The sequence below is a fragment of the Klebsiella sp. Lac1 genome, from assembly GCF_009825425.1.
Taxonomy (GTDB): Bacteria; Pseudomonadota; Gammaproteobacteria; order Enterobacterales; family Enterobacteriaceae; genus Klebsiella; species Klebsiella electrica.
Map to the genome: position 1 here is coordinate 284,822 of NZ_VJZJ01000004.1, position 21,177 is coordinate 305,998.

A 21,177-nucleotide genomic window follows, 5' to 3' on the forward strand; every position below is an offset into this window, starting at 1 on the left:
TATGCGTAACCATCCATTAGGCATTTATGAAAAAGCGTTACCGAAAGACTTATCCTGGCCGGAGCGTCTGGTTCTGGCGAAAAGCTGCGGATTCGACTTCGTGGAGATGTCCGTCGACGAAACCGATGAGCGCCTGTCGCGACTCGAATGGACCACCGCCCAGCGCGCCTCGTTAGTGGAAGCGATGCTGGAAACCAATGTGTCGGTTCCGTCGATGTGCCTTTCCGCACATCGCCGTTTTCCGTTCGGCAGCCGCGACGAAGCCGTGCGTGAGCGGGCCAGGGATATCATGAGCAAAGCCATCAAGCTGGCGCGCGATTTGGGTATCCGCACCATCCAGCTCGCCGGTTACGACGTCTATTACGAGGAGCATGACGCGGGCACTCAGCAGCGTTTCGCCGAAGGGCTGGCGTGGGCCGTTGAACAGGCTGCAGGGGCTCAGGTGATGCTGGCGGTGGAGATCATGGACACCGCGTTTATGAACTCCATCACCAAGTGGAAAAAATGGGACCAACTGCTCGCCTCGCCGTGGTTCACCGTCTACCCGGACGTGGGCAACCTCAGCGCCTGGGGTAATGACGTCCCGGCGGAGCTGGCTCTGGGTATCGACCGCATCGCCGCGATTCATCTGAAAGACACGCAGCCGGTCACCGACACCAGCCCAGGCCAGTTCCGTGATGTGCCGTTTGGTGAAGGATGCGTCGATTTCGTCAATGTCTTCAGCACATTACAGAACCTGAACTATCGCGGTGCATTTCTGATTGAGATGTGGACTGAAAAAGCCAAAGAGCCGGTACTGGAAATCATTCAGGCCCGCCGCTGGATTGAAGCCCGTATGGAGGAAGGAGGATTCGTATGTTAGAGCAACTGAAAGCCGAGGTGCTGGCGGCAAACCTGGCGCTGCCCGCTCACGGGCTTGTTACCTTCACCTGGGGGAACGTCAGCGCAGTGGATGAAAGCGGCAAACTGATGGTGATTAAACCTTCTGGCGTGGAGTACGCCGTGATGAAAGCCGAAGATATGGTGGTGGTGGATATCGCCAGCGGCAAAGTGGTGGATGGCAGCAAGAAACCCTCTTCCGATACGCCAACGCACCTGGCGCTCTATCGTCGCTTCCCGGAGATCGGCGGCATTGTGCATACTCACTCCCGCCACGCCACCATCTGGTCGCAGGCCGGGCTGGACCTGCCCGCCTGGGGCACCACCCACGCGGACTATTTCTACGGAACGATCCCGTGCACCCGCCTGATGACCGCTGAAGAGATCGGCGGCGAGTACGAGTACCAAACCGGCGAGGTGATCGTCAAAACATTTGAGGAGCGCGCCCTGAACCCGATGCAGGTTCCGGCGGTACTGGTGCACTCCCACGGCCCGTTTGCCTGGGGTAAAAATGCCCATGACGCGGTGCACAATGCGGTGGTGCTGGAAGAGTGCGCCTATATGGGCCTGTTCTCGCGCCAGCTGGCCCCACAGCTGCCGGATATGCAGGCTGAATTGTTGGATAAACACTACCTGCGTAAGCACGGAGCAAATGCCTATTATGGGCAGTGAGCGACGCCTCTGCGGCCCCCTGACAAGCTTCCGCCGGGAGAGCGTCGGGGGTCAGGGTATCAGACCACGCAATGCCAGAGCCTTATTCCGAATTAATATGCTCCTTACAATACCGCCGCTTCCATGCGGCGGGCGTTATGCCGGTATGCTTGCGGAAAATCTGCCGAAAATAGCCCACATCGTGAAAACCGCACTGCTCCGCCACCTCTTTTAGCGACAGCGAATCGCTGATCAACAGCTTCTCCGCTGCCCGTACACGCTGACGGTGAATGGCTTCGGTTAACGTCAGACGAAAGGCCCGTCGGTAAACCCGACCTAAATAATCCACATTGCAATGCAACTCTTTCGCCAGCAGCGACGCCGAAATGGGCAGATGAAAGTGCGTACCGATCATCTGGCGAGCTTTCCAGGCCAGCGCAATACCCGGGTTATTCCCCGCGCTTTCGCTTAAAGCAGAGGCGGATATCTGCTGTAGAATCAGCAGCAAAATACATTCCAGCGCTACGCTACGATGCACATTTTCCTGCTCATTTAAGAATTGTCGAAATAACCCGGTCATATATTGTGGGTCACTTAACGTTGTGTGCTGCGGTAACATCAACACCGATTGATGCGCTTTTTTTTCCACCGCTGGTGTTAATTCAAAATGCAGCCAGTAAAACTTTAAATCTGCCGGAAATTCCCCCACGCCGACATGACGGCGTTGCGGCCAGAGTAATAAACTTTCTCCTGAATTTACCGTGAAAATCTTATCCTCTTCACGGATCGTTAATGTCCCCTTTTCAACAAAAATAACTTCCCAGGAATGCAGGGTACGCGACGGGTGGCTGCCCACGCCGCGAGAAATAAATAACCCTCCGTTTTGCACCCGGATCGGAAGCGCTATGGATAATTCGAGCATAACTATGTCAACTCTCGCTAATACGTGATGAAAATAATCATCTTATTATTGATTATTAACGAAAACAGCCTGATTGAGCGGATCGAAATCACATTTTCTCAATCAGGTCGGAATCATCACCTTTTTGTACTTTTCCCTTCCCTTGTCGTGTGGTGAATTCAATGCAAAATAAAAAGGTACTTTGCAAACTACACAACAAGAGCCACAACCAGGCGGCTTATTTTCTGGAAACAAAATCTCCGAATACGTGAGGCGTTCTCCATGACTTCGACATTAATTTCCACTACCGATCCGGCGCAAAAAGCGCTGGACGATAAATTATCCGTACGTGAAAAAGTAGGCTATGGGCTGGGGGATGCAGGCGGAACGGTCATTACCTGCCTGATCATGAACTTTTTAACTTTTTTCTATACCGATGTCTTTGGGCTAACGCCCGCGCTGGTCGGGACCCTGTTCCTGGCCCTGCGCGTTTTCGACGCGATTTCCGACCCCATTATGGGCGTTCTCGCCGACCGAACTCAAAGCCGCTGGGGGCGCTTTCGTCCCTGGCAACTGTGGATTGCCGTGCCGATCGGTATTATCGGCGTACTGACGTTTACCGTGCCTGATGCCAGCATGGGGGTAAAAATCGCCTGGGCATTCGGCACCTATCTGCTGCTGTCGATGAGCTACACCGCGATTAACGTGCCGTACTGCGCGCTGATCAACACCATGACCACTCGCCATAGCGAGGTTATCTCGTGCCAGTCCTGGCGCTTTGTCCTGTGCGGCGTAGCGGGGTTTCTGGTCTCCGTCGGACTGCCGTGGCTGGTAAAAGCGCTCGGTCAGGGCAACACAGCCCAAGGCTATCAGTATGGTGTCGGCGTACTCTGCGCCATTGCGGTGGTGATGTTCCTGTGCTGCTTCTTCTGGGTCCGCGAGCGCGTCTCGCTAGACATGATGGGTAAATTTACACTGCGGGAGCATATCGCCGGTCTGCGTAAAAACGACCAGCTGCTGCTGATGCTGGTGATGTCGTTCCTGCTGATCAACGTCTTTAATATCCGCGGCGGCGGCTATATGTACTTCATCACCTACGTCCTTGAAGGGTCTACCGGCTACACCTCGCTATTTTTCACCATGGTGACCTTCGCATCGATTTTCGGCTCCATCATCATCAACCTGCTTTCACGCCGCTTCGATACCATCAAGCTCTACTACTACACCAATCTGGTGCTGGCCACCCTGGCCATCGCGATGTGGTTTTTACCAACCGGCCAGGCATACCAGACCCTGTGGCTGGTGGTTATCCTCAGCAACGGTATTATTCTCGGCTTCACCCTGCCGCTGCACTTCTCATTGATGGCCTTCTCTGACGACTACGGCGAATGGAAAACCGGCGTGCGTTCTTCCGGTATGAACTTTGCCTTCAACCTGTTCTTCATCAAGCTGGCGTGGGCCTCCAGCGCCGGAATTATCAGCCTGATTTTTATCTACGTGGCCTATCAGCCTGGCGCCGGCAACCAAACGGCCCTGTCGTTGTCCGGGATCGCCTCAATGGAAACCCTGCTGCCCGCCCTGTTCCACCTGCTGCTGGCCTTTTCGATCCGCGTCTGCAAGCTCAATAATCCGATGATGGTGCGCATTGCCACCGACCTGCATGCGCGTCACGTTCAGCCTTAAGGAGTCCGTCATGTCTGTAATGGAAGTCAATCTACGCAAACTGAAAATCAGCGACCCGTTCCTCGGTCAGTACCAGCAGTTGGTGCGCGATGTGGTGATTCCCTACCAATGGGATGCACTGAACGATCGCATCGACGAAGCCGATCCAAGCCATGCGATCGAAAACTTTCGCATTGCCGCAGGGCTGCAGGAGGGGGAGTTTTACGGGATGGTATTTCAGGACAGTGATGTGGCGAAATGGCTGGAAGCCGTGGCCTGGTCGCTGTGTCAGAAGCCGGACGCCGGGCTGGAAAAAACCGCCGATGAGGTGATTGAACTGGTGGCCGCCGCCCAGTGTGAAGATGGCTATCTGAACACTTACTTCACGGTCAAAGCGCCTGCAGAACGCTGGACTAACCTCGCCGAGTGCCACGAACTATACTGTGCCGGGCACATGATTGAAGCGGGCGTCGCCTTCTTCCAGGCGACCGGTAAGCGTCGGTTGCTGGAGGTGGTTTGCCGCCTCGCCGACCATATCGACAGCGTGTTTGGCCCCGGAGAACATCAGCTGCACGGCTATCCTGGGCACCCGGAGATCGAGCTGGCGTTAATGCGCCTGTATGACGTGACCCAGGAGCCGCGCTATCTGGCATTGACGAACTATTTCGTCGAAACGCGCGGAACGCAGCCGCATTTTTACGATATCGAATATGCGAAACGCGGCAAAACGTCCTACTGGAATACCTACGGCCCGGCGTGGATGGTGATGGATAAGCCCTACAGCCAGGCGCACCAGCCGATTTCTGAACAGCCCGTCGCCATCGGTCATGCGGTTCGCTTTGTTTACCTGATGACCGGCATCGCCCATCTCGCCCGCTTAAGCCAGGACGAAGGCAAACGTCAGGACTGCCTGCGCCTGTGGAACAATATGGCCCAGCGTCAGCTGTATATTACCGGCGGCATTGGTTCGCAGAGCAGCGGTGAGGCCTTCAGCAGCGACTATGACCTGCCAAACGACACGGTCTATGCCGAAAGCTGCGCATCCATCGGTTTAATGATGTTTGCTCGCCGAATGCTGGAAATGGAGGCCGACAGCCAGTACGCCGACGTGATGGAACGCGCGCTGTATAACACCGTGCTGGGAGGAATGGCGCTGGATGGCAAGCACTTCTTCTACGTTAACCCGCTGGAAGTGCACCCGAAGTCGTTAAAATTCAATCATATTTATGACCACGTGAAGCCCGTTCGTCAGCGTTGGTTCGGCTGCGCCTGCTGCCCGCCGAATATCGCCCGCGTACTCACGTCTCTGGGGCACTATATCTATACGCCGCGTGAAGAAGCGCTCTACATCAATCTGTATGTCGGCAACAGCGCGGAGATCCCGGTTGGCGATAAGACCTTGCGGCTGCGTATCAGCAGTAACTATCCGTGGCAGGAGCAGGTGAAAATAGCAATCGACTCACCCATCCCAATCGACCATACCCTGGCGTTACGTCTCCCGGACTGGTGCGAAAAGCCGCAGGTGACGCTGAACGGTGTGCCCGTTCCACAGGATGTACGCAAAGGCTATCTGCACATCATCCGTCGCTGGCAGGAAGGCGACACTATCCTGCTAACGCTGCCTATGCCGGTGCGTCGCGTTTACGGTAATTCGCTGGTGCGCCATCAGGCAGGCCAGGTCGCCGTACAGCGAGGCCCGCTGGTTTATTGTCTGGAGCAGGCGGACAACGGCGAGCAATTGCATAACCTACAGCTGCCGCGTCACGCACGGTTCAGCGCTTTTGAAGGCAAAGGGATTTTTGCTCACAAGATACTTCTCCAGGCGCCGGGCTATAAGCAAACGGCGGAGAATGCGGAACGTCAGGCGCTGTGGAATTACGACCGCACGCCAGCCTCACGCCAGCCGCAGACCTTAACCTTTATTCCGTGGTTTAGCTGGGCCAATCGCGGCGAAGGAGAGATGCGCATCTGGGTGAAAGAAACGGACGAATAAGCGCGGGAGGTATCGCAGCGCCCCGAGGGAGTTCAACCAGAGAATCCCCGTCGGCGCTGTGCTGTCCGAAAACGCCTGAAGAGACTTACAGGAACAACGCCTTATCGCGCAGAATATGGTCATTACCGCGCCGGCGGGTAAAGCCAGTCCGGTCAAAATATTCGAGGATTTGGATCGCCAGCTTTCTGCCGACGTTCAGCGTATCGCGGAAGTCTGCCGCGCAGGTCGAACCGCGCAACTGATCCAAATCGCGGATCATGCTGGCAAAGGTCACAATCCGATCGTTGCGATAATAACGATCTTTGACGATCGCGGTAATCATGCCCTGCTGCGCCGCCTGACGCAGCACCGCGCGCATCAGCGACTCTTCAACGCCCGCCTCTTTCGCCAGGTCGCGTACCCACCAGGGCTCATCGGCGAACAGGTCGGCAACCCGCAGCCAGATGGCCTGCTGCTCTTCGGTAAAGCCCGCTTTGTGTTCCGGCAGATGCAACCATCCGTGATGGCTGTCGATGGTCCCACTGGCGCGCATCTGTTCAATCAGCAGCAGCACCAGCGCTTCGTCCTCCATCGGCAGCGCAATGCGCCGCAGACGTTCGCGGCCCGGTCCAGGCTCCTCGCGATGCTGATCGTGATAGCGCGCCAGCGCATCAAGGAGTTTTGTCTGCCAGCACGCCGCCAGCGCAGGACTGAGCAGATTATGACCCGCCTGCAGATAGCCAGCGTTGCGGGTCAGCGCCGCCAGGCCATTTTCATTCAGCTGGCGGGCCCAGGCAAATTCATCCACACGTACCGCGTCGCGCTGCAGGTGCGTCTCCAGTGCCTGGGCGTCATCCGCAGCCGCCGTCAGCGCATGAAGCCACTGCAAATATTCCGCTTTCCGTTTCCCGCGCCGCGGCGGATTTAGCGTCACTACGCGGGCTCCCGCCAGGGTCGCGCGGGCGGAGATATCGCGCAGCACCAGGCGGTCGTTATCTGCCAGCCACAGCGGAGTATCGAGTACCAGTTCGGCGAGATCCCCCTCCAGCAGCGATACGCGTCCGGTAATATGGCTGGCGGCATGGTGGATATGCAAAGACTGCCACTGCGTCAACGGCGTGTGGCGCTGTAATTCAACAATCACCCGTCCGGACGGCTCGGGAGGCTGAACGGACAGCAGCCAGTCGCCGCGATTCAGCACCTCTTTCTGCGCATCGCCGACAATATTCAGCGCGATGCGCTGACCGGCCCGCGCCCGCTCGACCGGCTGGTTTTGTGCATGCAACCCGCGCACGCGCATCGGCTTATCCACCCCGGTCAGCCATAGCGTATCGCCGACGTTGACCTCGCCGCTGAGCGCGGTGCCGGTCACCACCAGGCCCGCCCCTTTTACGGTAAAGGCGCGATCGATAGCCAGGCGAAAACGCTGATGCTGCGGGTGGCTACGTTCAGGTAGCTGGCGCAGATGTTCGCGCAGCGCGTCAATGCCCCGGTTTTCCGGCGCCGCCGTAGCAAACAACGTCGCCTGGGTAAAGCCAAATTCGGCCAGCACCGCCACCACGTCGGCATGCACCTCGCTCACGCGCGCCGCATCAACGCGATCGGCCTTGGTCAATGCCACGGTCAGCGACGGCTTTCCCGTCAGTTGCAGAATGGCCAGATGTTCGCGAGTCTGCGCCATCACGCCATCATCGCAGGCCACCACCAGCAACGCGTGGTCAATACCGCCCACGCCCGCCAGCATGTTAGACAGAAACTTTTCGTGGCCCGGCACATCGATAAACCCCAGTACGCGACCGTCGGGCTGTGGCCAGTAGGCGTACCCCAGATCGATCGTCATCCCGCGCGATTTCTCTTCCGGCAGGCGGTCGGCATTAACGCCGGTGATCGCCTGCAGCAACGTCGTTTTGCCGTGGTCAACATGTCCGGCGGTGGCAATAATCATTGTAATAACATCTCCATAAACCGGGGTTCATCTTCAAGACAGCGCAAGTCCAGCCACAGACAGCCATCGTAAATCCGTCCGATAACCGGGATCGTCAGCCCACGCCAACGGGTCGCCAGCGCCTCCAGCTGACTGCCGCGACCATCGCGCGGCGTAAAGGTCAGCGCCGCCCCAGGCAGGCGATCCACCGGTAGCGAACCGCTGCCAATTTGCGACTGACACGGCTCCACCCGCACCTCAAACTGCGTGTAGTGGGCGGCCAGCAACGGCTGCAGGCGCCATGCCTGCGCCTGAATCGCCTCCGCCGTGCGGGTCAGCAGGCGCAGCGTGGGCAGCCGATCGGCCAGCGTTTCCGGATGCAGATAGAGCCGCAGAGTGGCTTCCAGCGCGGCAAGGGTCATTTTATCCGCCCGCAGCGCGCGCTTCAGCGGATGCTGCTGCAAACGAGCAATCATCGCCTTTTCGCCAACGATAATCCCCGCCTGCGGGCCGCCCAGCAGCTTATCGCCGGAAAAGCTCACCAGACTGACGCCCGCCGCAATCATCTCCTGCGGCATCGGCTCTTTCGGCAGGCCATACTGGCTCAAATCAACCAGCGAACCGCTGCCCAAATCGGCGATCACCGGAATACCCGTTTCGCGGCCAATCGCCGCCAGCCCGGCTTCATCGACGGCTGTCGTGAAGCCCTCGATGCTGTAATTGCTGGTATGGACCTTCATCAACAGCCCGGTATTGTCATTCACGGCCTGGCGATAATCTTTGGCATGGGTGCGGTTGGTGGTGCCGACCTCATGCAGGATGCAGCCCGCCTGACGCATCACATCGGGAATGCGGAATGCGCCACCGATCTCCACCAGCTCGCCGCGCGAGAGCACCACCTCTTTACCGCCGGCGGTGGCCGCCAGCATCAGCAGCACCGCCGCGGCGTTATTGTTGACGATACACGCATCTTCCGCGCCGGTGATGCGGCACAGCAGATCCGCCAGCGCCCGATCGCGATGCCCGCGCCCGGCATCATCCAGGCTGTACTCCAGAGTGACCGGAGCGCGCATCGCCTGTGCGACCGCTTCAACCGCCGCTTCCGCCTGGATAGCCCGCCCCAGGTTGGTATGCAGCACCGTGCCGGTGAGGTTGAACACCGGACGCAGCGCGCTTTGCCCGGTTTGCGCCAGCCGCCGCCCGGTCTCCTGCGGCCAGTCATCGCACCAGCCCGGCAGCGCCTGTTCCTGACGAATATATTCCCGCGCCTCCTCCAGCATCTGGCGCAGCAGCGCCACCACCTGAGCATGACCATAGCGGGCCAGCACAGCAGAAAAAGCAGGGTCGCGAAGCAAACGGTCGGTGGCCGGAAGCCGGGTGTAAAGCGCACGAATATCGGTAGTCATGAATGGACCTGGCGGTAAGTTATTTACCCCCTCCCGGCGGGAGAGGGAGTCAACAAATCAGCGCTGATTGTAACGTCTCCGGAAAGAAACTGTTACCTGCCTGGGTCAAGTCCTTGGCGGTTCGGTACGGGCGAAACTGGCGCGCTGAAACAGCGCGTCGACCAGCTTAATCAGCTGAGGCCGGGTCGCACACCAGCCGGGCGCAACCCGCCGAAAGTTGAGATAGGCAATCGCGCACGCCGCTGAAATCGTCGCCAGATTAACCTCATCGATCCGCAGGCTGCCATCGGCTACACGGGCTTCCAGTTCATCAAGGCCGCGGGCTACTTTCTCCCGCTGGCGCAGCAGCTCGCTTTCTGACTGCTGCGCCGCCGGACGGGTCTTTTCGCGTACCAGCGCCTGCGCCGCCTCCATTACGCCGTCGGCCAGCGCCTCCAGCTGGCGCATTTTCAACGCCGCGTTCGGGTCCGATGGCACCATTGCCGGCGCAGCGTCGAGCTGTTCAAGGTATTGCGCGATAATGGGGGAGTCATACCAGCATTCGCCGCTGTCCGTGACCAGCACCGGCACCTTACCCAAGGGATTGTATTTCCCGACGCCGTTCACCTCCTGGTAGGGAAATTCATTGACGAATTCGAAGGGGAGGTTTTTCTCCAGCAGAATGACGGAGATTTTACGCACAAAGGGACTGGTGTAGCTGCCGATCAGTTTCATTGCCTGCTCCTTTCGCCCACAAAAAGATAAGTATGGGTCAGGCGCAGGCAAAAGGCAGGTCAGACTTCACGTCAATCGCCTGGCTGACTTTCCGATAGCGCGGGTAGTCTTTGTAGAGCCGGTCGCGCTCGGCGGAAACACGCACCGTGTTCGCCTGCGCTTCAGAAAGCTGTGCCTTCAGGGTATTGATGCTGTGCAGCGCGGTCACCAGATCGGCCTGCAGTCTGTCGACCCGGGCCTGATAGCGCACGGGATCAATCGGGCGCGCAGAGTTTGTCGGCGATCACATCCGCAAAATTCAACCAGTTATTTTTTGTGAACAACATCACAATATAGAGACAAACCAGAAACAATATTATGTGATGTAATTCACATTAATTAACCTAATCGGGTTAATTTTGACCCGTTGCGTTTTTTTTGCACACCAATTTTGTGATGAGAATCACTATAAATAGCTATCAGATACCTATATTCATGTGATCAAGGTCACACAAAAACCCACCAACTGGACAGTTTAATGATTCAGTGCCAGATTCGCTTTATCAATCAGGGTCCGGCGACCTCTGCCGCCATATTCACAACAAGCCTCAGGCTTTTAGCCTACGCGATAAGCAAAACAGAAGAAGGGGTGTTTTATGTCATCCGATATCAAGATCAAGGTGCAAAGCTTTGGTCGTTTCCTCAGCAATATGGTGATGCCAAACATCGGCGCGTTTATCGCGTGGGGTATCATTACCGCATTATTCATCCCGACAGGGTGGTTACCAAACGAGACGCTGGCGAAATTAGTCGGCCCGATGATCACCTACCTGTTGCCGCTGCTTATCGGCTATACCGGTGGTAAGTTAATTGGCGGTGAGCGTGGTGGCGTCGTCGGCGCTATTACCACAATGGGCGTCATCGTCGGCGCGGACATGCCGATGTTCCTCGGCGCGATGATCGCAGGTCCGCTGGGCGGCTGGGCGATTAAACATTTCGATAGCTGGGTAGACGGTAAGATTAAGTCCGGTTTCGAGATGCTGGTGAACAACTTCTCTGCCGGTATTATCGGGATGATCCTCGCGATTCTGGCATTCCTCGGCATTGGCCCGGCGGTTGAGGTTCTGTCTAAAATTCTGGCGGCAGGCGTTAACTTCATGGTTGTCCATGACATGCTGCCGCTGGCATCAATCTTCGTTGAGCCAGCGAAAATCCTGTTCCTTAACAACGCCATCAACCACGGTATCTTCTCGCCGCTGGGTATCCAGCAGTCTCATGAGCTGGGTAAATCCATCTTCTTCCTGATTGAAGCCAACCCGGGTCCGGGGATGGGCGTGCTGATGGCATACATGTTCTTTGGTCGCGGTAACGCGAAGCAGTCCGCAGGCGGTGCCGCAATCATCCACTTCCTGGGCGGTATTCACGAAATCTACTTCCCGTATGTGCTGATGAACCCGCGTCTGATCCTTGCCGTGATTCTCGGCGGTATGACCGGTGTGTTCACCCTGACTATCCTCAACGGCGGTCTGGTTTCTCCTGCCTCCCCAGGTTCTATCCTGGCGGTGCTGGCGATGACGCCGAAAGGGGCGTACTTCGCTAACATCGCGGCAATTATTGCGGCCATGGTCGTCTCCTTTGTGATCTCCGCCATTCTGCTGAAAACCAGCAAAGTGAAAGAAGAAGATGATATCGATGCTGCGACCCGTCGCATGCAGGATATGAAAGCCGAATCCAAAGGCGCGGCCACACCGCTGTCTGCAGGTACCGTGGCTAACGATCTGAGCCATGTGCGCAAAATCATCGTCGCCTGCGATGCCGGCATGGGTTCCAGCGCCATGGGCGCCGGGGTACTGCGTAAAAAAGTGCAGGATGCGGGGCTGAGCAATATCTCCGTCACCAACTGCGCCATTAACAACCTGCCGCCGGATGTCGACCTGGTGATTACCCACCGCGATCTGACCGAGCGGGCGATGCGCCAGGTGCCGCAGGCCCAGCACATTTCGCTGACCAACTTCCTCGACAGCGGCCTGTACACCAACCTGACCGAGCGTCTGGTTGCGGCGCAGCGCCATACTGATAACGAAAAGAAAGTTCACGGTAGCCTGAAAGACAGCTTTGATGCACCGGAAACCAATCTGTTCAAGCTTGGCGAAGAGAACATCTTCCTCGGTCGCAAAGCGGCGACGAAAGAAGAGGCGATCCGCTTTGCGGGCGAGCAGCTGGTGAAAGGCGGTTATGTTGAACCGGAATATGTGCAGGCGATGCTGGACCGTGAAAAACTGACCTCCACTTACCTGGGCGAGTCCATCGCGGTACCGCACGGCACCATCGAAGCAAAAGACCGTGTCCTGAAGACCGGCGTGGTGTTCTGCCAGTATCCGGAAGGGGTTCGCTTTGGCGAAGACGAAGATGACGTCGCCCGTCTGGTTATCGGTATCGCGGCACGCAATAACGAGCACATTCAAGTGATTACCAGCCTGACTAACGCGCTGGATGATGAGTCGGTGATTGAGCGCCTGACCCACACCACCAGCGTTGAGGAAGTGTTGTCTCTGCTGAAAGTGTAACCTGGAGTCCGGATAAGGCGTTCACGCCGCAATCCGGGAACGCCCACCCTCTCCTCATGCGTGGGGAGAGGGTTCGGTTGAGGGACCCGCCTCACCCGAACCCTCTCAGGTAAAAACATTAATGAAGGCTAATACTATGAATGCATTACATTTTGGCGCAGGTAATATCGGACGTGGCTTCATCGGCAAATTGCTGGCTGACGCGGGGATCGCTTTAACATTCGCCGATGTGAATCAGGTGGTACTTGATGCCCTGAATGCCCGTCATAGCTATCAGGTTCATGTCGTCGGTGAAAACGAGCAGGTCGATACCGTCTCCGGCGTCAATGCCGTCAGCAGCATCGGCGATGAAGTCATTGACCTGATTGCCCGCGTTGACCTGATCACCACCGCCGTCGGCCCGGTGGTGCTGGAGCGCATTGCGCCGGCTATTGCGCAAGGACTGGCGCAGCGTAAAGCGCAGGGGATAACCGCCCCGCTAAACATCATTGCCTGCGAAAATATGGTGCGCGGGACCACACAGCTTAAAGGCCACGTATTTAACGCCCTGGCGGAAGAAGATAAAGCCTGGGTAGAAGCCAACGTCGGCTTTGTCGATTCCGCGGTTGACCGTATTGTTCCCCCGTCAGCCTCTGCGACGCATGACCCGCTGGAAGTGACCGTGGAAACCTTTAGCGAGTGGATCGTCGATAAAACCCAGTTTAAAGGGACCTTGCCGGCGATCCCTGGCATGGAATTAACCGACAACCTGATGGCATTTGTCGAACGTAAGCTATTCACCTTAAACACCGGACATGCTATAACCGCCTACCTCGGAAAACTGGCCGGGCACCAGACAATCCGCGAGGCGATTCTCGATGAGAACATTCGCGCCGTGGTGAAAGGGGCCATGGAAGAGAGCGGCGCGGTACTGATCAAACGCTACGGCTTTGATGCGCAGAAGCACGCCGCCTACATCCAGAAAATCCTCGGCCGTTTCGAGAATCCGTACCTGAAAGATGACGTTGAGCGCGTGGGCCGTCAGCCGCTGCGTAAACTGAGCGCGGGCGATCGTCTGATTAAGCCGCTGCTTGGTACGCTGGAATATGCTCTGCCGCATGTTAACCTGGTCAAAGGGATCGCGGCGGCAATGCATTTCCGCAGCGAAGAAGACCCGCAGGCGCAGGAGCTGGCAGACTTGATTAACGAGAAGGGTCCCCAGGCTGCGCTGGCACAGATTTCCGGTCTGGATGCAGCAAGCGCCGTGGTGACCGAGGCCGTTAACGACTACAACGCCACCAAATGAGGCAAGACCTGGCGCGGTACGAACCGCGCCCATTACTACTCCTGTCAGATATGCAGGCCATAATGGAAGAAACACAGGCATTTGAAAACCGCGTGCTTGAGCGTCTGAATGCTGGCAAAACCGTACGAAGCTTCCTGATCACCACCGTCGAGCTACTCACGGAAGCGGTCAATATTCTGGTGCTTCAGGTGTTCCGTAAAGACGACTATGCGGTGAAATACGCAGTGGAGCCCTTGCTGGATGGCGATGGGCCGCTGGGAGACCTTTCTGTACGCCTGAAGCTGATTTACGGCCTTGGGGTGATTAGCCGCGCCGAATACGAAGACGCCGAGCTGCTGATGGCTCTGCGCGAAGAGTTGAATCACGACGGAAATGAGTACGGTTTTACCGATGATGAAATTCTTGGGCCTTTCGGCGAACTGCATTGCGTGACCGCCCTGCCGCCGACGCCACTGTTTGATGAGAGCGACGAAGAACTGCTGGCAATGCAGAAGCTGCGCTACCAGCAGGTTGTACGTTCAACAATGATGCTGTCTCTGACCGAGCTGATTTCCCGAATCAGCTTGAAAAAAGCCTTTCAGAAATCAACGCTCTGACCCGGGTTACACCTGGTCACAAGTCGGCCGGTAAAGCTGCCTGTAATACTCCAGACGACTCAGGAACAGCGCCTCTTTGTTCTGCGGGATTTCCCGCGGCACGTGCTGCAAACGCGGGGATTTTTTCAAATACTCCATAAAAGCCTGGCTTGAAGCCATAAAATCAACTGTCTTGTCGATAATACGCGGTACGCCGTCACCGATTTTTGCCATCTCGCCCTCCTGTTTTCAGGGATTATCCTGTAAAGGATTAGCGAAAAATGAGGCCAGGGTTGAGGAAAACGTGCGGTATTGATGACAGACTTCACAGAGATGAAAAACAGGCGGCTATTAGTAATAATATTATTTACATTCATATAATTATAAATCATTACGCCTGAGACTTCCGCGGAAAAAACGTCGGGCTTTTGATAAATGACTACCCACAACAGAAGTCACAGCACATACTATATGTTGTCGAAATCCCTTTATTAATAGATTAAGTCATCATGAAAGAAGTCGAAAAGAATGAAATCAAGCGTTTGAGCGACCGCCTCGACGCCATCCGCCATCAGCAGGCAGACCTGTCGCTGGTGGAAGCTGCGGACAAATACGCCGAGCTGGAAAAAGAAAAAACCACCCTCGAAGCCGAAATTATTCGCCTGCGCGAAGTTCAGGGCCAGAAACTAAGCAAAGAAGCCCAGAAGCTGATGAGCCTGCCACATCGCCGCGCAATCACCAAAAAAGAGCAGGCCGATATGGGCAAGCTGAAGAAAAGCGTTCGCGGACTGGTGATTGTGCATCCGATGACCGCCCTCGGTCGCGAAATGAACCTCAAAGAAATGACCGGCTTCTCTAAAACCGAGTTCTAATCCTTTAGTCCCGAGAACCTCCCCGGTGGCGCTACGCTGACCGGGGCTACGGGTTCGTGCGGTCGGGTAGCCCGGATCAGGCGCTCGCGCCGCCATCCGGGAAAATCCCCGGCGGCGCTACGCTGGTCAGGGCGACGGAATCGTGTCCGCTGGCGGTTGGTAGCCGGGCAGGCGCTGATTCACATATCACTCACGTCCATGAACTCCCCTCTCTTATTGGCCCAACCAATTATTTCCTAAACCACTCAACGGTTCACATATCCATCATTTTTGGTCACAGACGTATTGCCTGATAATAACATTTGATTAACCATTCATTGTCGTTAACCCTACAACTCAATTTTGGCTGGGCCAGTTTTACAAAAGATGTGATCTGCAAGGAGCGCAGACTCAGCACCGCATCTTTGTGGCCCGATGGAGACCTGCATGAACCTCTGGCAACAAAATTACGATCCGGCCGGTAATATCTGGCTCTCAAGTCTTATCGCATCGTTACCGATTCTGTTTTTCTTTTTTGCCCTGATAAAGCTCAAGCTCAAAGGGTACCTGGCAGCGACATGGACCGTGGCCATTGCGCTATCGGTCGCGCTGCTGTTCTATAAAATGCCGGTGGACCGCGCGCTGACTTCTGTGGTCTACGGCTTCTTTTACGGCCTGTGGCCCATCGCGTGGATTATTATCGCCGCGGTATTCGTCTATAAAATTTCGGTCAAGACCGGGCAGTTCGACATTATCCGCTCGTCGATTCTCTCGATTACCCCTGACCAGCGCCTGCAGATGCTGATTGTCGGCTTCTCCTTCGGGGCTTTCCTCGAAGGTGCGGCCGGCTTTGGCGCGCCGGTGGCGATTACCGCCGCGCTGCTGGTCGGCCTGGGTTTTAACCCGCTGTATGCGGCGGGCCTGTGTCTGATCGTCAACACCGCGCCGGTTGCCTTCGGTGCGATGGGCATTCCCATTCTGGTCGCCGGCCAGGTGACCGGTATCGACAGCTTTGCCATCGGCCAGATGGTCGGTCGTCAACTGCCGTTCCTGACCATTATCGTCCTGTTCTGGATTATGGCGATTATGGACGGCTGGCGCGGTGTCAAAGAGACCTGGCCGGCGGTCATGGTGGCCGGTGGCTCGTTCGCCATCGCACAGTACCTCAGCTCCAACTTCCTCGGCCCGGAACTGCCGGACATCATCTCTTCCCTGGTGTCGCTGGTTTGCCTGACCCTGTTCCTCAAACGCTGGCAGCCGGTGCGTATCTTCCGCTTTGGCGATATGGGCGCCGCGCAGGTCGATCAAACGCTGGCGCGTACCCATTACAGCGCCGGGCAGATCGCTCGCGCCTGGTCGCCCTTCCTGTTCCTGACCGCCACCGTGACCCTGTGGAGCATTCCGCCGTTTAAGGCCCTGTTTGCCCCCGGCGGCGCGATGTATGACTTCGTCATCAATATCTCTGTCCCGTTCCTCGATAAGATGGTGGCCCGCATGCCGCCGGTTGTCAGCGCCGCCACGCCTTACGCTGCGGTGTATAAGTTCGACTGGCTGTCGGCTACCGGCACCGCCATCCTGTTTGCGGCTTTACTTTCCATCGTCTGGCTGCGCATGAAACCGAAAGACGCGCTGGTCACCTTTGGCAGCACGTTAAAAGAACTGGCTCTGCCGATTTACTCTATCGGCATGGTACTGGCGTTCGCCTTTATCTCTAACTATTCCGGGCTGTCGTCGACGCTGGCCCTTGCGCTGGCGCATACCGGCCACGCGTTTACCTTCTTCTCGCCGTTCCTCGGCTGGCTGGGGGTATTCCTGACCGGTTCGGACACCTCGTCTAACGCGCTGTTCGCCGCGCTGCAGGCGACCGCGGCACAGCAGATCGGCGTATCCGATATTCTGCTGGTCGCGGCCAACACCACAGGCGGCGTCACCGGTAAAATGATTTCGCCGCAGTCCATCGCCATCGCCTGTGCGGCGGTAGGGCTGGTGGGGAAAGAGTCGGACCTGTTCCGCTTTACCGTAAAACACAGCCTGATCTTTACCTGCATGGTTGGCGTTATCACCACGCTACAGGCCTATGTCTTAACCTGGATGATCCCATGATAGTGATGCCCCGGCGCCTCGCAGACGATGTCGTCCGTCGTGTGCGGGCGCTGATTGAAGAACAAAAGCTGGAGGCGGGCATGCGACTGCCCGCCGAGCGCCAGTTGGCCGCGCAGCTTGGCGTATCGCGCAACTCGCTGCGCGAAGCGCTGGCGATGCTGGTGAACGAAGGTCTGCTGGTCAGCCGTCGCGGCGGCGGGACCTTCGTGCGCTGGCAGCACGAGACGTGGTCGGAACAGAATATCGTTCAGCCGCTAAAAACGCTGCTCGCCGACGACCCCGATTACAGCTTTGATATTCTGGAAGCCCGCCACGCCATCGAAGCCAGCACGGCCTGGCATGCGGCGATGCGGGCAACCGATGCCGAAAAAGAGCGCATTCGCCTGTGCTTTGAAGCCACCCAGAGCGAGGACCCGGACCTCGCCTCGCAGGCCGACGTGCGCTTTCATCTGGCGATCGCCGAAGCCTCGCACAACGTGGTGCTGCTACAAACCATGCGCGGCTTTTTCGACCTCCTGCAATCCTCGGTCAAACAGAGCCGCCAGCGGATGTACCTTGTCCCGCCGGTATTCGCCCGTCTGACCGAACAGCACCAGGCCGTGATGGAGGCCATTTTCGCCGGTGACGCCGAAGGCGCACGGCAGGCGATGATGGCGCATTTAGGCTTTGTCCACGCCACGATTAAACACTTTGATGAAGACCAGGCCCGCCAGGCGCGAATTACCCGTCTGCCCGGTGACCACAATGAAAATGCCAGGGAGAACCCGTGATGATTATTTCAGCCGCCAGCGACTATCGCGCAGCCGCACAGCGTATCCTGCCACCGTTCCTGTTCCACTACATCGACGGCGGCGCCTATGCCGAACACACGCTGCGCCGCAACGTTGAAGACCTGTCTGATGTGGCGCTCCGCCAGCGGGTCCTGAAGAATATGTCGGACCTGAGCCTGGAGACGACGCTGTTCAAAGAAAAGCTCTCCATGCCGGTGGCGCTGGCGCCGGTCGGACTGTGCGGAATGTACGCTCGCCGCGGTGAAGTGCAGGCGGCAGGCGCCGCGGATGATAAAGGGATTCCGTTCACCCTCTCCACCGTTTCCGTCTGCCCGATAGAAGAGGTCGCGCCGACCATCAAGCGTCCGATGTGGTTCCAGCTGTACGTCCTGCGCGATCGCGGCTTTATGCGCAATGCGCTGGAGCGCGCCAAAGCGGCGGGCTGTTCCACCCTGGTGTTTACCGTTGATATGCCCACCCCCGGCGCCCGCTATCGCGATGCCCACTCCGGGATGAGCGGCCCGAACGCGGCGATGCGCCGCTACTGGCAGGCGATGACTCACCCACAGTGGGCGTGGGATGTCGGTTTAAACGGTCGCCCTCACGATCTCGGCAATATCTCCGCCTATCTCGGCAAGCCTACCGGTCTTGAGGATTATATCGGCTGGCTGGCCAACAACTTCGATCCGTCGATTTCGTGGAAAGACCTTGAGTGGATCCGCGAATTCTGGGATGGCCCGATGGTGATCAAAGGGATCCTCGATCCGCAGGATGCGCGGGATGCGGTACGCTTCGGCGCCGACGGGATCGTGGTCTCCAACCACGGCGGCCGCCAGCTCGACGGCGTTCTCTCCTCTGCCCGCGCGCTACCGGCGATCGCTGATGCGGTCAAAGGCGATATCGCCATTCTCGCCGATAGCGGTATTCGTAATGGTCTTGATGTGGTGCGGATGATTGCGCTGGGCGCCGATAGCGTACTGCTGGGCCGCGCCTATCTCTACGCGCTGGCCACCCACGGTAAGCAGGGGGTAGCCAACCTGCTGAATCTTATCGAGAAAGAGATGAAAGTGGCCATGACCCTGACCGGAACCAAAACCATCGGCGAAATCAGCCGCGATTCGCTGGTGCAGAACGCCGACGCGCTGCAAACCTTCAATGCGATTAAGCAGGGTAACGCTGCCTAACCCCCCGCCCGGCGCTCTCCCACGAGGATGAGGGCCGGGCAAATATCTGCTATTCTGCCCGCGCGATTAAGAGCCTAATGAGACAGGGCAGCATGCTGAACATTGTACTATTCGAACCTGAGATCCCGCCGAATACCGGGAATATCATCCGCCTGTGCGCCAACACCGGCTTCAATCTGCACATTATCGAGCCTATGGGATTCACCTGGGATGATAAGCGCCTGCGCCGCGCCGGGCTGGATTACCATGAATTTACCGCCGTTCAGCGTCATCGCGACTACGCGGCCTTCGTCGAAAGCGCCAGGCCGCAGCGCCTGTTCGCCCTGACCACAAAGGGCACGCCGGCTCACAGCGCGGTAAGCTATCAGGATGGCGATTTCTTGATGTTTGGCCCGGAAACGCGCGGCCTGCCGGCCAGCATTCTTGATGCCCTGCCGGCGCAGCAGAAAATCCGTATTCCGATGATGCCGGACAGCCGCAGCATGAACCTGTCAAATGCGGTGTCGGTGGTCGTGTACGAGGCCTGGCGCCAGCTGGGGTATCCTGGCGCGGCATTGCGCAGTTAGCCTCCGCGATTCACGGATGGCGGCGCATCGCGCCTTATCCGGGCTACATACCGGCACCAGACCGTAACCCGGCTAAGCGCAGCGCCAGCCGGGGAAGCTCCCGGATGGCGGCGCATCGCGCCTTATCCGGGCGACATATCAGCACCAGACCGTAGCCCGGCTAAGCGAAGCACCAGCCGGGGGAAACTCCCGGATGGCGGCGCATCGCGCCTTATCCGGGCAACATATCAGCGCCAGACCGTAGCCCGGCTAAGCGCAGCGCCAGCCGGGGGAAACTCCCGGATGGCGGCGCATCGCGCCTTATCCGGGCGGCATACCGGCACCAGACCGTAACCCGATTCTAGATACCGTCGCCGTACTCGAAGGTATGGTGAATACCGTTAAAGTGCTGATCCATATCCATCGCGGGTTTATCGCTCTCTGGCTTACCGACGATACGCGCCGGTACACCGGCTGCGGTGGTGTGCGGCGGTACGGGCTGTAGCACCACGGAACCGGCGCCAATTTTCGCCCCCCGACCCACTTCAATATTGCCGAGGATCTTCGCACCGGCGCCAATCATCACGCCTTCACGGATTTTCGGGTGCCGGTCGCCGCTGGTTTTACCGGTCCCGCCGAGGGTGACGGACTGCAGAATCGACACGTCGTCCTCAATCACCGCCGTTTCGCCAACCACAATGCCGGTAGCGTGATCGAGCATAATCCCGCGGCCAATTTTCGCCGCCGGATGGATATCCACCTGGAAAGAAACGGAAACCTGGTTTTGCAGGAAAATCGCCAGCGCGCGGCGCCCCTGATTCCACAGCCAGTGGCCAATGCGATAGGCCTGCAGCGCGTGGAAACCTTTCAGGTACAGCAGCGGCGTCGAGTATTTATCGACCGCCGGATCGCGGGTGCGCACCGCCTGGATATCGCAGGCGGCGGAAGCGATCATTTCCGGGTCAGCGGCATAGGCCTCTTCCACCACTTCACGAATAGCGATAGCCGGCATAATGGGGGAAGCCAGCTTATTCGCCAGCATATAGCTCAGGGCGCTGCCCAGATTTTCGTGTTTGAGTAGCGTTGCGTGGTAAAAACTGGCGAGCATAGGCTCACAGTCGGCCAGAGCCCGGGCTTCGGCTTTAATATTATTCCAGACGATATCCAGTTCTTCACACGGCATTGCTGACTCCAGGCGATAGCAGAATG

18 protein-coding genes and 1 pseudogene are annotated in these 21,177 nt (G+C 57.6%); 12 read left to right on the forward strand and 7 right to left on the reverse strand.

All coding sequences use genetic code 11. The features are described from left to right. Window position 1 precedes the first annotated feature (1 nt). A complete protein-coding gene (locus FNY10_RS23795; RefSeq protein ID WP_131049343.1) occupies window positions 2-862 on the forward strand; it encodes an L-ribulose-5-phosphate 3-epimerase in 861 nt (286 codons plus the stop codon). Continuing rightward, window positions 856-1,551 carry an L-ribulose-5-phosphate 4-epimerase gene (gene araD / locus FNY10_RS23800; RefSeq protein WP_100682936.1) on the forward strand — a complete coding sequence of 232 codons (696 nt, stop codon included), beginning with the start codon at window positions 856-858 and terminating at the stop codon, window positions 1,549-1,551. The genes FNY10_RS23795 and araD overlap by 7 nt, the downstream gene beginning before the upstream one ends. A gap of 82 nt (window positions 1,552-1,633) precedes the next feature. Here araD and FNY10_RS23805 read toward each other — a convergent pair whose 3' ends face one another. Continuing rightward, window positions 1,634-2,452: an AraC family transcriptional regulator gene (locus FNY10_RS23805; protein WP_131049342.1), complete on the reverse strand. Its 819-nt coding sequence runs from the start codon at window positions 2,450-2,452 to the stop codon at window positions 1,634-1,636. 261 nt (window positions 2,453-2,713) lie between these two features. Between FNY10_RS23805 and FNY10_RS23810 the strand changes: the two genes are divergently transcribed. Beyond that, window positions 2,714-4,114 (forward strand): MFS transporter, encoded by a 1,401-nt coding sequence (locus tag FNY10_RS23810; protein ID WP_160704226.1) that lies wholly within the window; start codon window positions 2,714-2,716, stop codon window positions 4,112-4,114. A gap of 10 nt (window positions 4,115-4,124) precedes the next feature. After that, on the forward strand, window positions 4,125-6,086 hold the full coding sequence (locus FNY10_RS23815; RefSeq protein WP_160704224.1) for a glycoside hydrolase family 127 protein: 1,962 nt from the start codon (window positions 4,125-4,127) through the stop codon (window positions 6,084-6,086). An 85-nt stretch (window positions 6,087-6,171) separates the two neighbouring features. On the opposite strand, the gene selB is transcribed toward FNY10_RS23815, so the two are convergent. From selB to FNY10_RS23835, 4 genes and pseudogenes are all read right to left on the reverse strand, one after another. Continuing rightward, window positions 6,172-8,010 carry a selenocysteine-specific translation elongation factor gene (gene selB / locus FNY10_RS23820; RefSeq protein WP_141963065.1) on the reverse strand — a complete coding sequence of 613 codons (1,839 nt, stop codon included), beginning with the start codon at window positions 8,008-8,010 and terminating at the stop codon, window positions 6,172-6,174. Continuing rightward, the gene (selA, locus tag FNY10_RS23825; protein ID WP_160704222.1) at window positions 8,007-9,395 is read right to left on the reverse strand and encodes an L-seryl-tRNA(Sec) selenium transferase; all 1,389 of its coding nucleotides are present in this window, start codon (window positions 9,393-9,395) and stop codon (window positions 8,007-8,009) included. The genes selB and selA overlap by 4 nt, the downstream gene beginning before the upstream one ends. 105 nt (window positions 9,396-9,500) lie before the next feature. After that, entirely contained in the window at window positions 9,501-10,109 is a 609-nt protein-coding gene (locus FNY10_RS23830) for a glutathione S-transferase (RefSeq protein ID WP_131049338.1), read from the reverse strand. A gap of 76 nt (window positions 10,110-10,185) precedes the next feature. Further along, window positions 10,186-10,368, reverse strand: a pseudogene (locus tag FNY10_RS23835) (hypothetical protein); the annotation flags it as partial. Window positions 10,369-10,744: 376 nt separating this feature from the next. Here FNY10_RS23835 and FNY10_RS23840 point away from each other — a divergent pair. The 3 genes from FNY10_RS23840 (at window position 10,745) to mtlR (ending at window position 14,536) form a co-directional block, all read left to right on the forward strand. After that, complete coding sequence (locus tag FNY10_RS23840; RefSeq protein WP_141963061.1) at window positions 10,745-12,655, forward strand: PTS mannitol transporter subunit IICBA; 1,911 nt, start codon at window positions 10,745-10,747, stop codon at window positions 12,653-12,655. Between the two features lie 136 nt (window positions 12,656-12,791). Beyond that, entirely contained in the window at window positions 12,792-13,940 is a 1,149-nt protein-coding gene (gene mtlD, locus FNY10_RS23845) for a mannitol-1-phosphate 5-dehydrogenase (protein WP_141963059.1), read from the forward strand. Next, window positions 13,937-14,536, forward strand: a complete 600-nt coding sequence (gene mtlR, locus FNY10_RS23850; RefSeq protein ID WP_100682926.1) for a mannitol operon repressor MtlR — start codon at window positions 13,937-13,939, stop codon at window positions 14,534-14,536. The genes mtlD and mtlR overlap by 4 nt, the downstream gene beginning before the upstream one ends. Before the next feature lie 6 nt (window positions 14,537-14,542). On the opposite strand, the gene FNY10_RS23855 is transcribed toward mtlR, so the two are convergent. After that, window positions 14,543-14,749: a hypothetical protein gene (locus FNY10_RS23855; protein WP_100682925.1), complete on the reverse strand. Its 207-nt coding sequence runs from the start codon at window positions 14,747-14,749 to the stop codon at window positions 14,543-14,545. A gap of 275 nt (window positions 14,750-15,024) precedes the next feature. On the opposite strand from FNY10_RS23855, the gene FNY10_RS23860 reads away from it, so the two are divergent. From FNY10_RS23860 to trmL, 5 genes are all read left to right on the forward strand, one after another. After that, window positions 15,025-15,387: a YibL family ribosome-associated protein gene (locus FNY10_RS23860; RefSeq protein ID WP_100682924.1), complete on the forward strand. Its 363-nt coding sequence runs from the start codon at window positions 15,025-15,027 to the stop codon at window positions 15,385-15,387. Window positions 15,388-15,813: 426 nt separating this feature from the next. Further along, entirely contained in the window at window positions 15,814-17,469 is a 1,656-nt protein-coding gene (lldP, locus tag FNY10_RS23865) for an L-lactate permease (protein WP_131049336.1), read from the forward strand. After that, window positions 17,466-18,239 carry a transcriptional regulator LldR gene (gene lldR / locus FNY10_RS23870; RefSeq protein ID WP_100682921.1) on the forward strand — a complete coding sequence of 258 codons (774 nt, stop codon included), beginning with the start codon at window positions 17,466-17,468 and terminating at the stop codon, window positions 18,237-18,239. Before lldP ends, lldR begins: the two co-directional genes overlap by 4 nt. Beyond that, a complete protein-coding gene (gene lldD / locus FNY10_RS23875) occupies window positions 18,239-19,423 on the forward strand; it encodes an FMN-dependent L-lactate dehydrogenase LldD (protein ID WP_100682920.1) in 1,185 nt (394 codons plus the stop codon). The genes lldR and lldD overlap by 1 nt, the downstream gene beginning before the upstream one ends. 92 nt (window positions 19,424-19,515) lie before the next feature. Continuing rightward, complete coding sequence (trmL, locus tag FNY10_RS23880) at window positions 19,516-19,989, forward strand: tRNA (uridine(34)/cytosine(34)/5-carboxymethylaminomethyluridine(34)-2'-O)-methyltransferase TrmL (protein WP_160704220.1); 474 nt, start codon at window positions 19,516-19,518, stop codon at window positions 19,987-19,989. 340 nt (window positions 19,990-20,329) lie between these two features. On the opposite strand, the gene cysE is transcribed toward trmL, so the two are convergent. Then, on the reverse strand, window positions 20,330-21,151 hold the full coding sequence (gene cysE, locus FNY10_RS23885; protein ID WP_004106845.1) for a serine O-acetyltransferase: 822 nt from the start codon (window positions 21,149-21,151) through the stop codon (window positions 20,330-20,332). Window positions 21,152-21,177 lie beyond the last annotated feature (26 nt).

Bases quoted from the DNA above. Each gene is read 5' to 3' on its own strand.
- FNY10_RS23795 (WP_131049343.1), top strand. From the start codon at position 2: ATGCGTAACCATCCATTAGGCATTTATGAAAAAGCGTTACCGAAAGAC.
- araD (WP_100682936.1), top strand. From the start codon at position 856: ATGTTAGAGCAACTGAAAGCCGAGGTGCTGGCGGCAAACCTGGCGCTG.
- FNY10_RS23805 (WP_131049342.1), bottom strand. From the start codon at position 2,452: ATGCTCGAATTATCCATAGCGCTTCCGATCCGGGTGCAAAACGGAGGG.
- FNY10_RS23810 (WP_160704226.1), top strand. From the start codon at position 2,714: ATGACTTCGACATTAATTTCCACTACCGATCCGGCGCAAAAAGCGCTG.
- FNY10_RS23815 (WP_160704224.1), top strand. From the start codon at position 4,125: ATGTCTGTAATGGAAGTCAATCTACGCAAACTGAAAATCAGCGACCCG.
- selB (WP_141963065.1), bottom strand. From the start codon at position 8,010: ATGATTATTGCCACCGCCGGACATGTTGACCACGGCAAAACGACGTTG.
- selA (WP_160704222.1), bottom strand. From the start codon at position 9,395: ATGACTACCGATATTCGTGCGCTTTACACCCGGCTTCCGGCCACCGAC.
- FNY10_RS23830 (WP_131049338.1), bottom strand. From the start codon at position 10,109: ATGAAACTGATCGGCAGCTACACCAGTCCCTTTGTGCGTAAAATCTCC.
- FNY10_RS23840 (WP_141963061.1), top strand. From the start codon at position 10,745: ATGTCATCCGATATCAAGATCAAGGTGCAAAGCTTTGGTCGTTTCCTC.
- mtlD (WP_141963059.1), top strand. From the start codon at position 12,792: ATGAATGCATTACATTTTGGCGCAGGTAATATCGGACGTGGCTTCATC.
- mtlR (WP_100682926.1), top strand. From the start codon at position 13,937: ATGAGGCAAGACCTGGCGCGGTACGAACCGCGCCCATTACTACTCCTG.
- FNY10_RS23855 (WP_100682925.1), bottom strand. From the start codon at position 14,749: ATGGCAAAAATCGGTGACGGCGTACCGCGTATTATCGACAAGACAGTT.
- FNY10_RS23860 (WP_100682924.1), top strand. From the start codon at position 15,025: ATGAAAGAAGTCGAAAAGAATGAAATCAAGCGTTTGAGCGACCGCCTC.
- lldP (WP_131049336.1), top strand. From the start codon at position 15,814: ATGAACCTCTGGCAACAAAATTACGATCCGGCCGGTAATATCTGGCTC.
- lldR (WP_100682921.1), top strand. From the start codon at position 17,466: ATGATAGTGATGCCCCGGCGCCTCGCAGACGATGTCGTCCGTCGTGTG.
- lldD (WP_100682920.1), top strand. From the start codon at position 18,239: ATGATTATTTCAGCCGCCAGCGACTATCGCGCAGCCGCACAGCGTATC.
- trmL (WP_160704220.1), top strand. From the start codon at position 19,516: ATGCTGAACATTGTACTATTCGAACCTGAGATCCCGCCGAATACCGGG.
- cysE (WP_004106845.1), bottom strand. From the start codon at position 21,151: ATGCCGTGTGAAGAACTGGATATCGTCTGGAATAATATTAAAGCCGAA.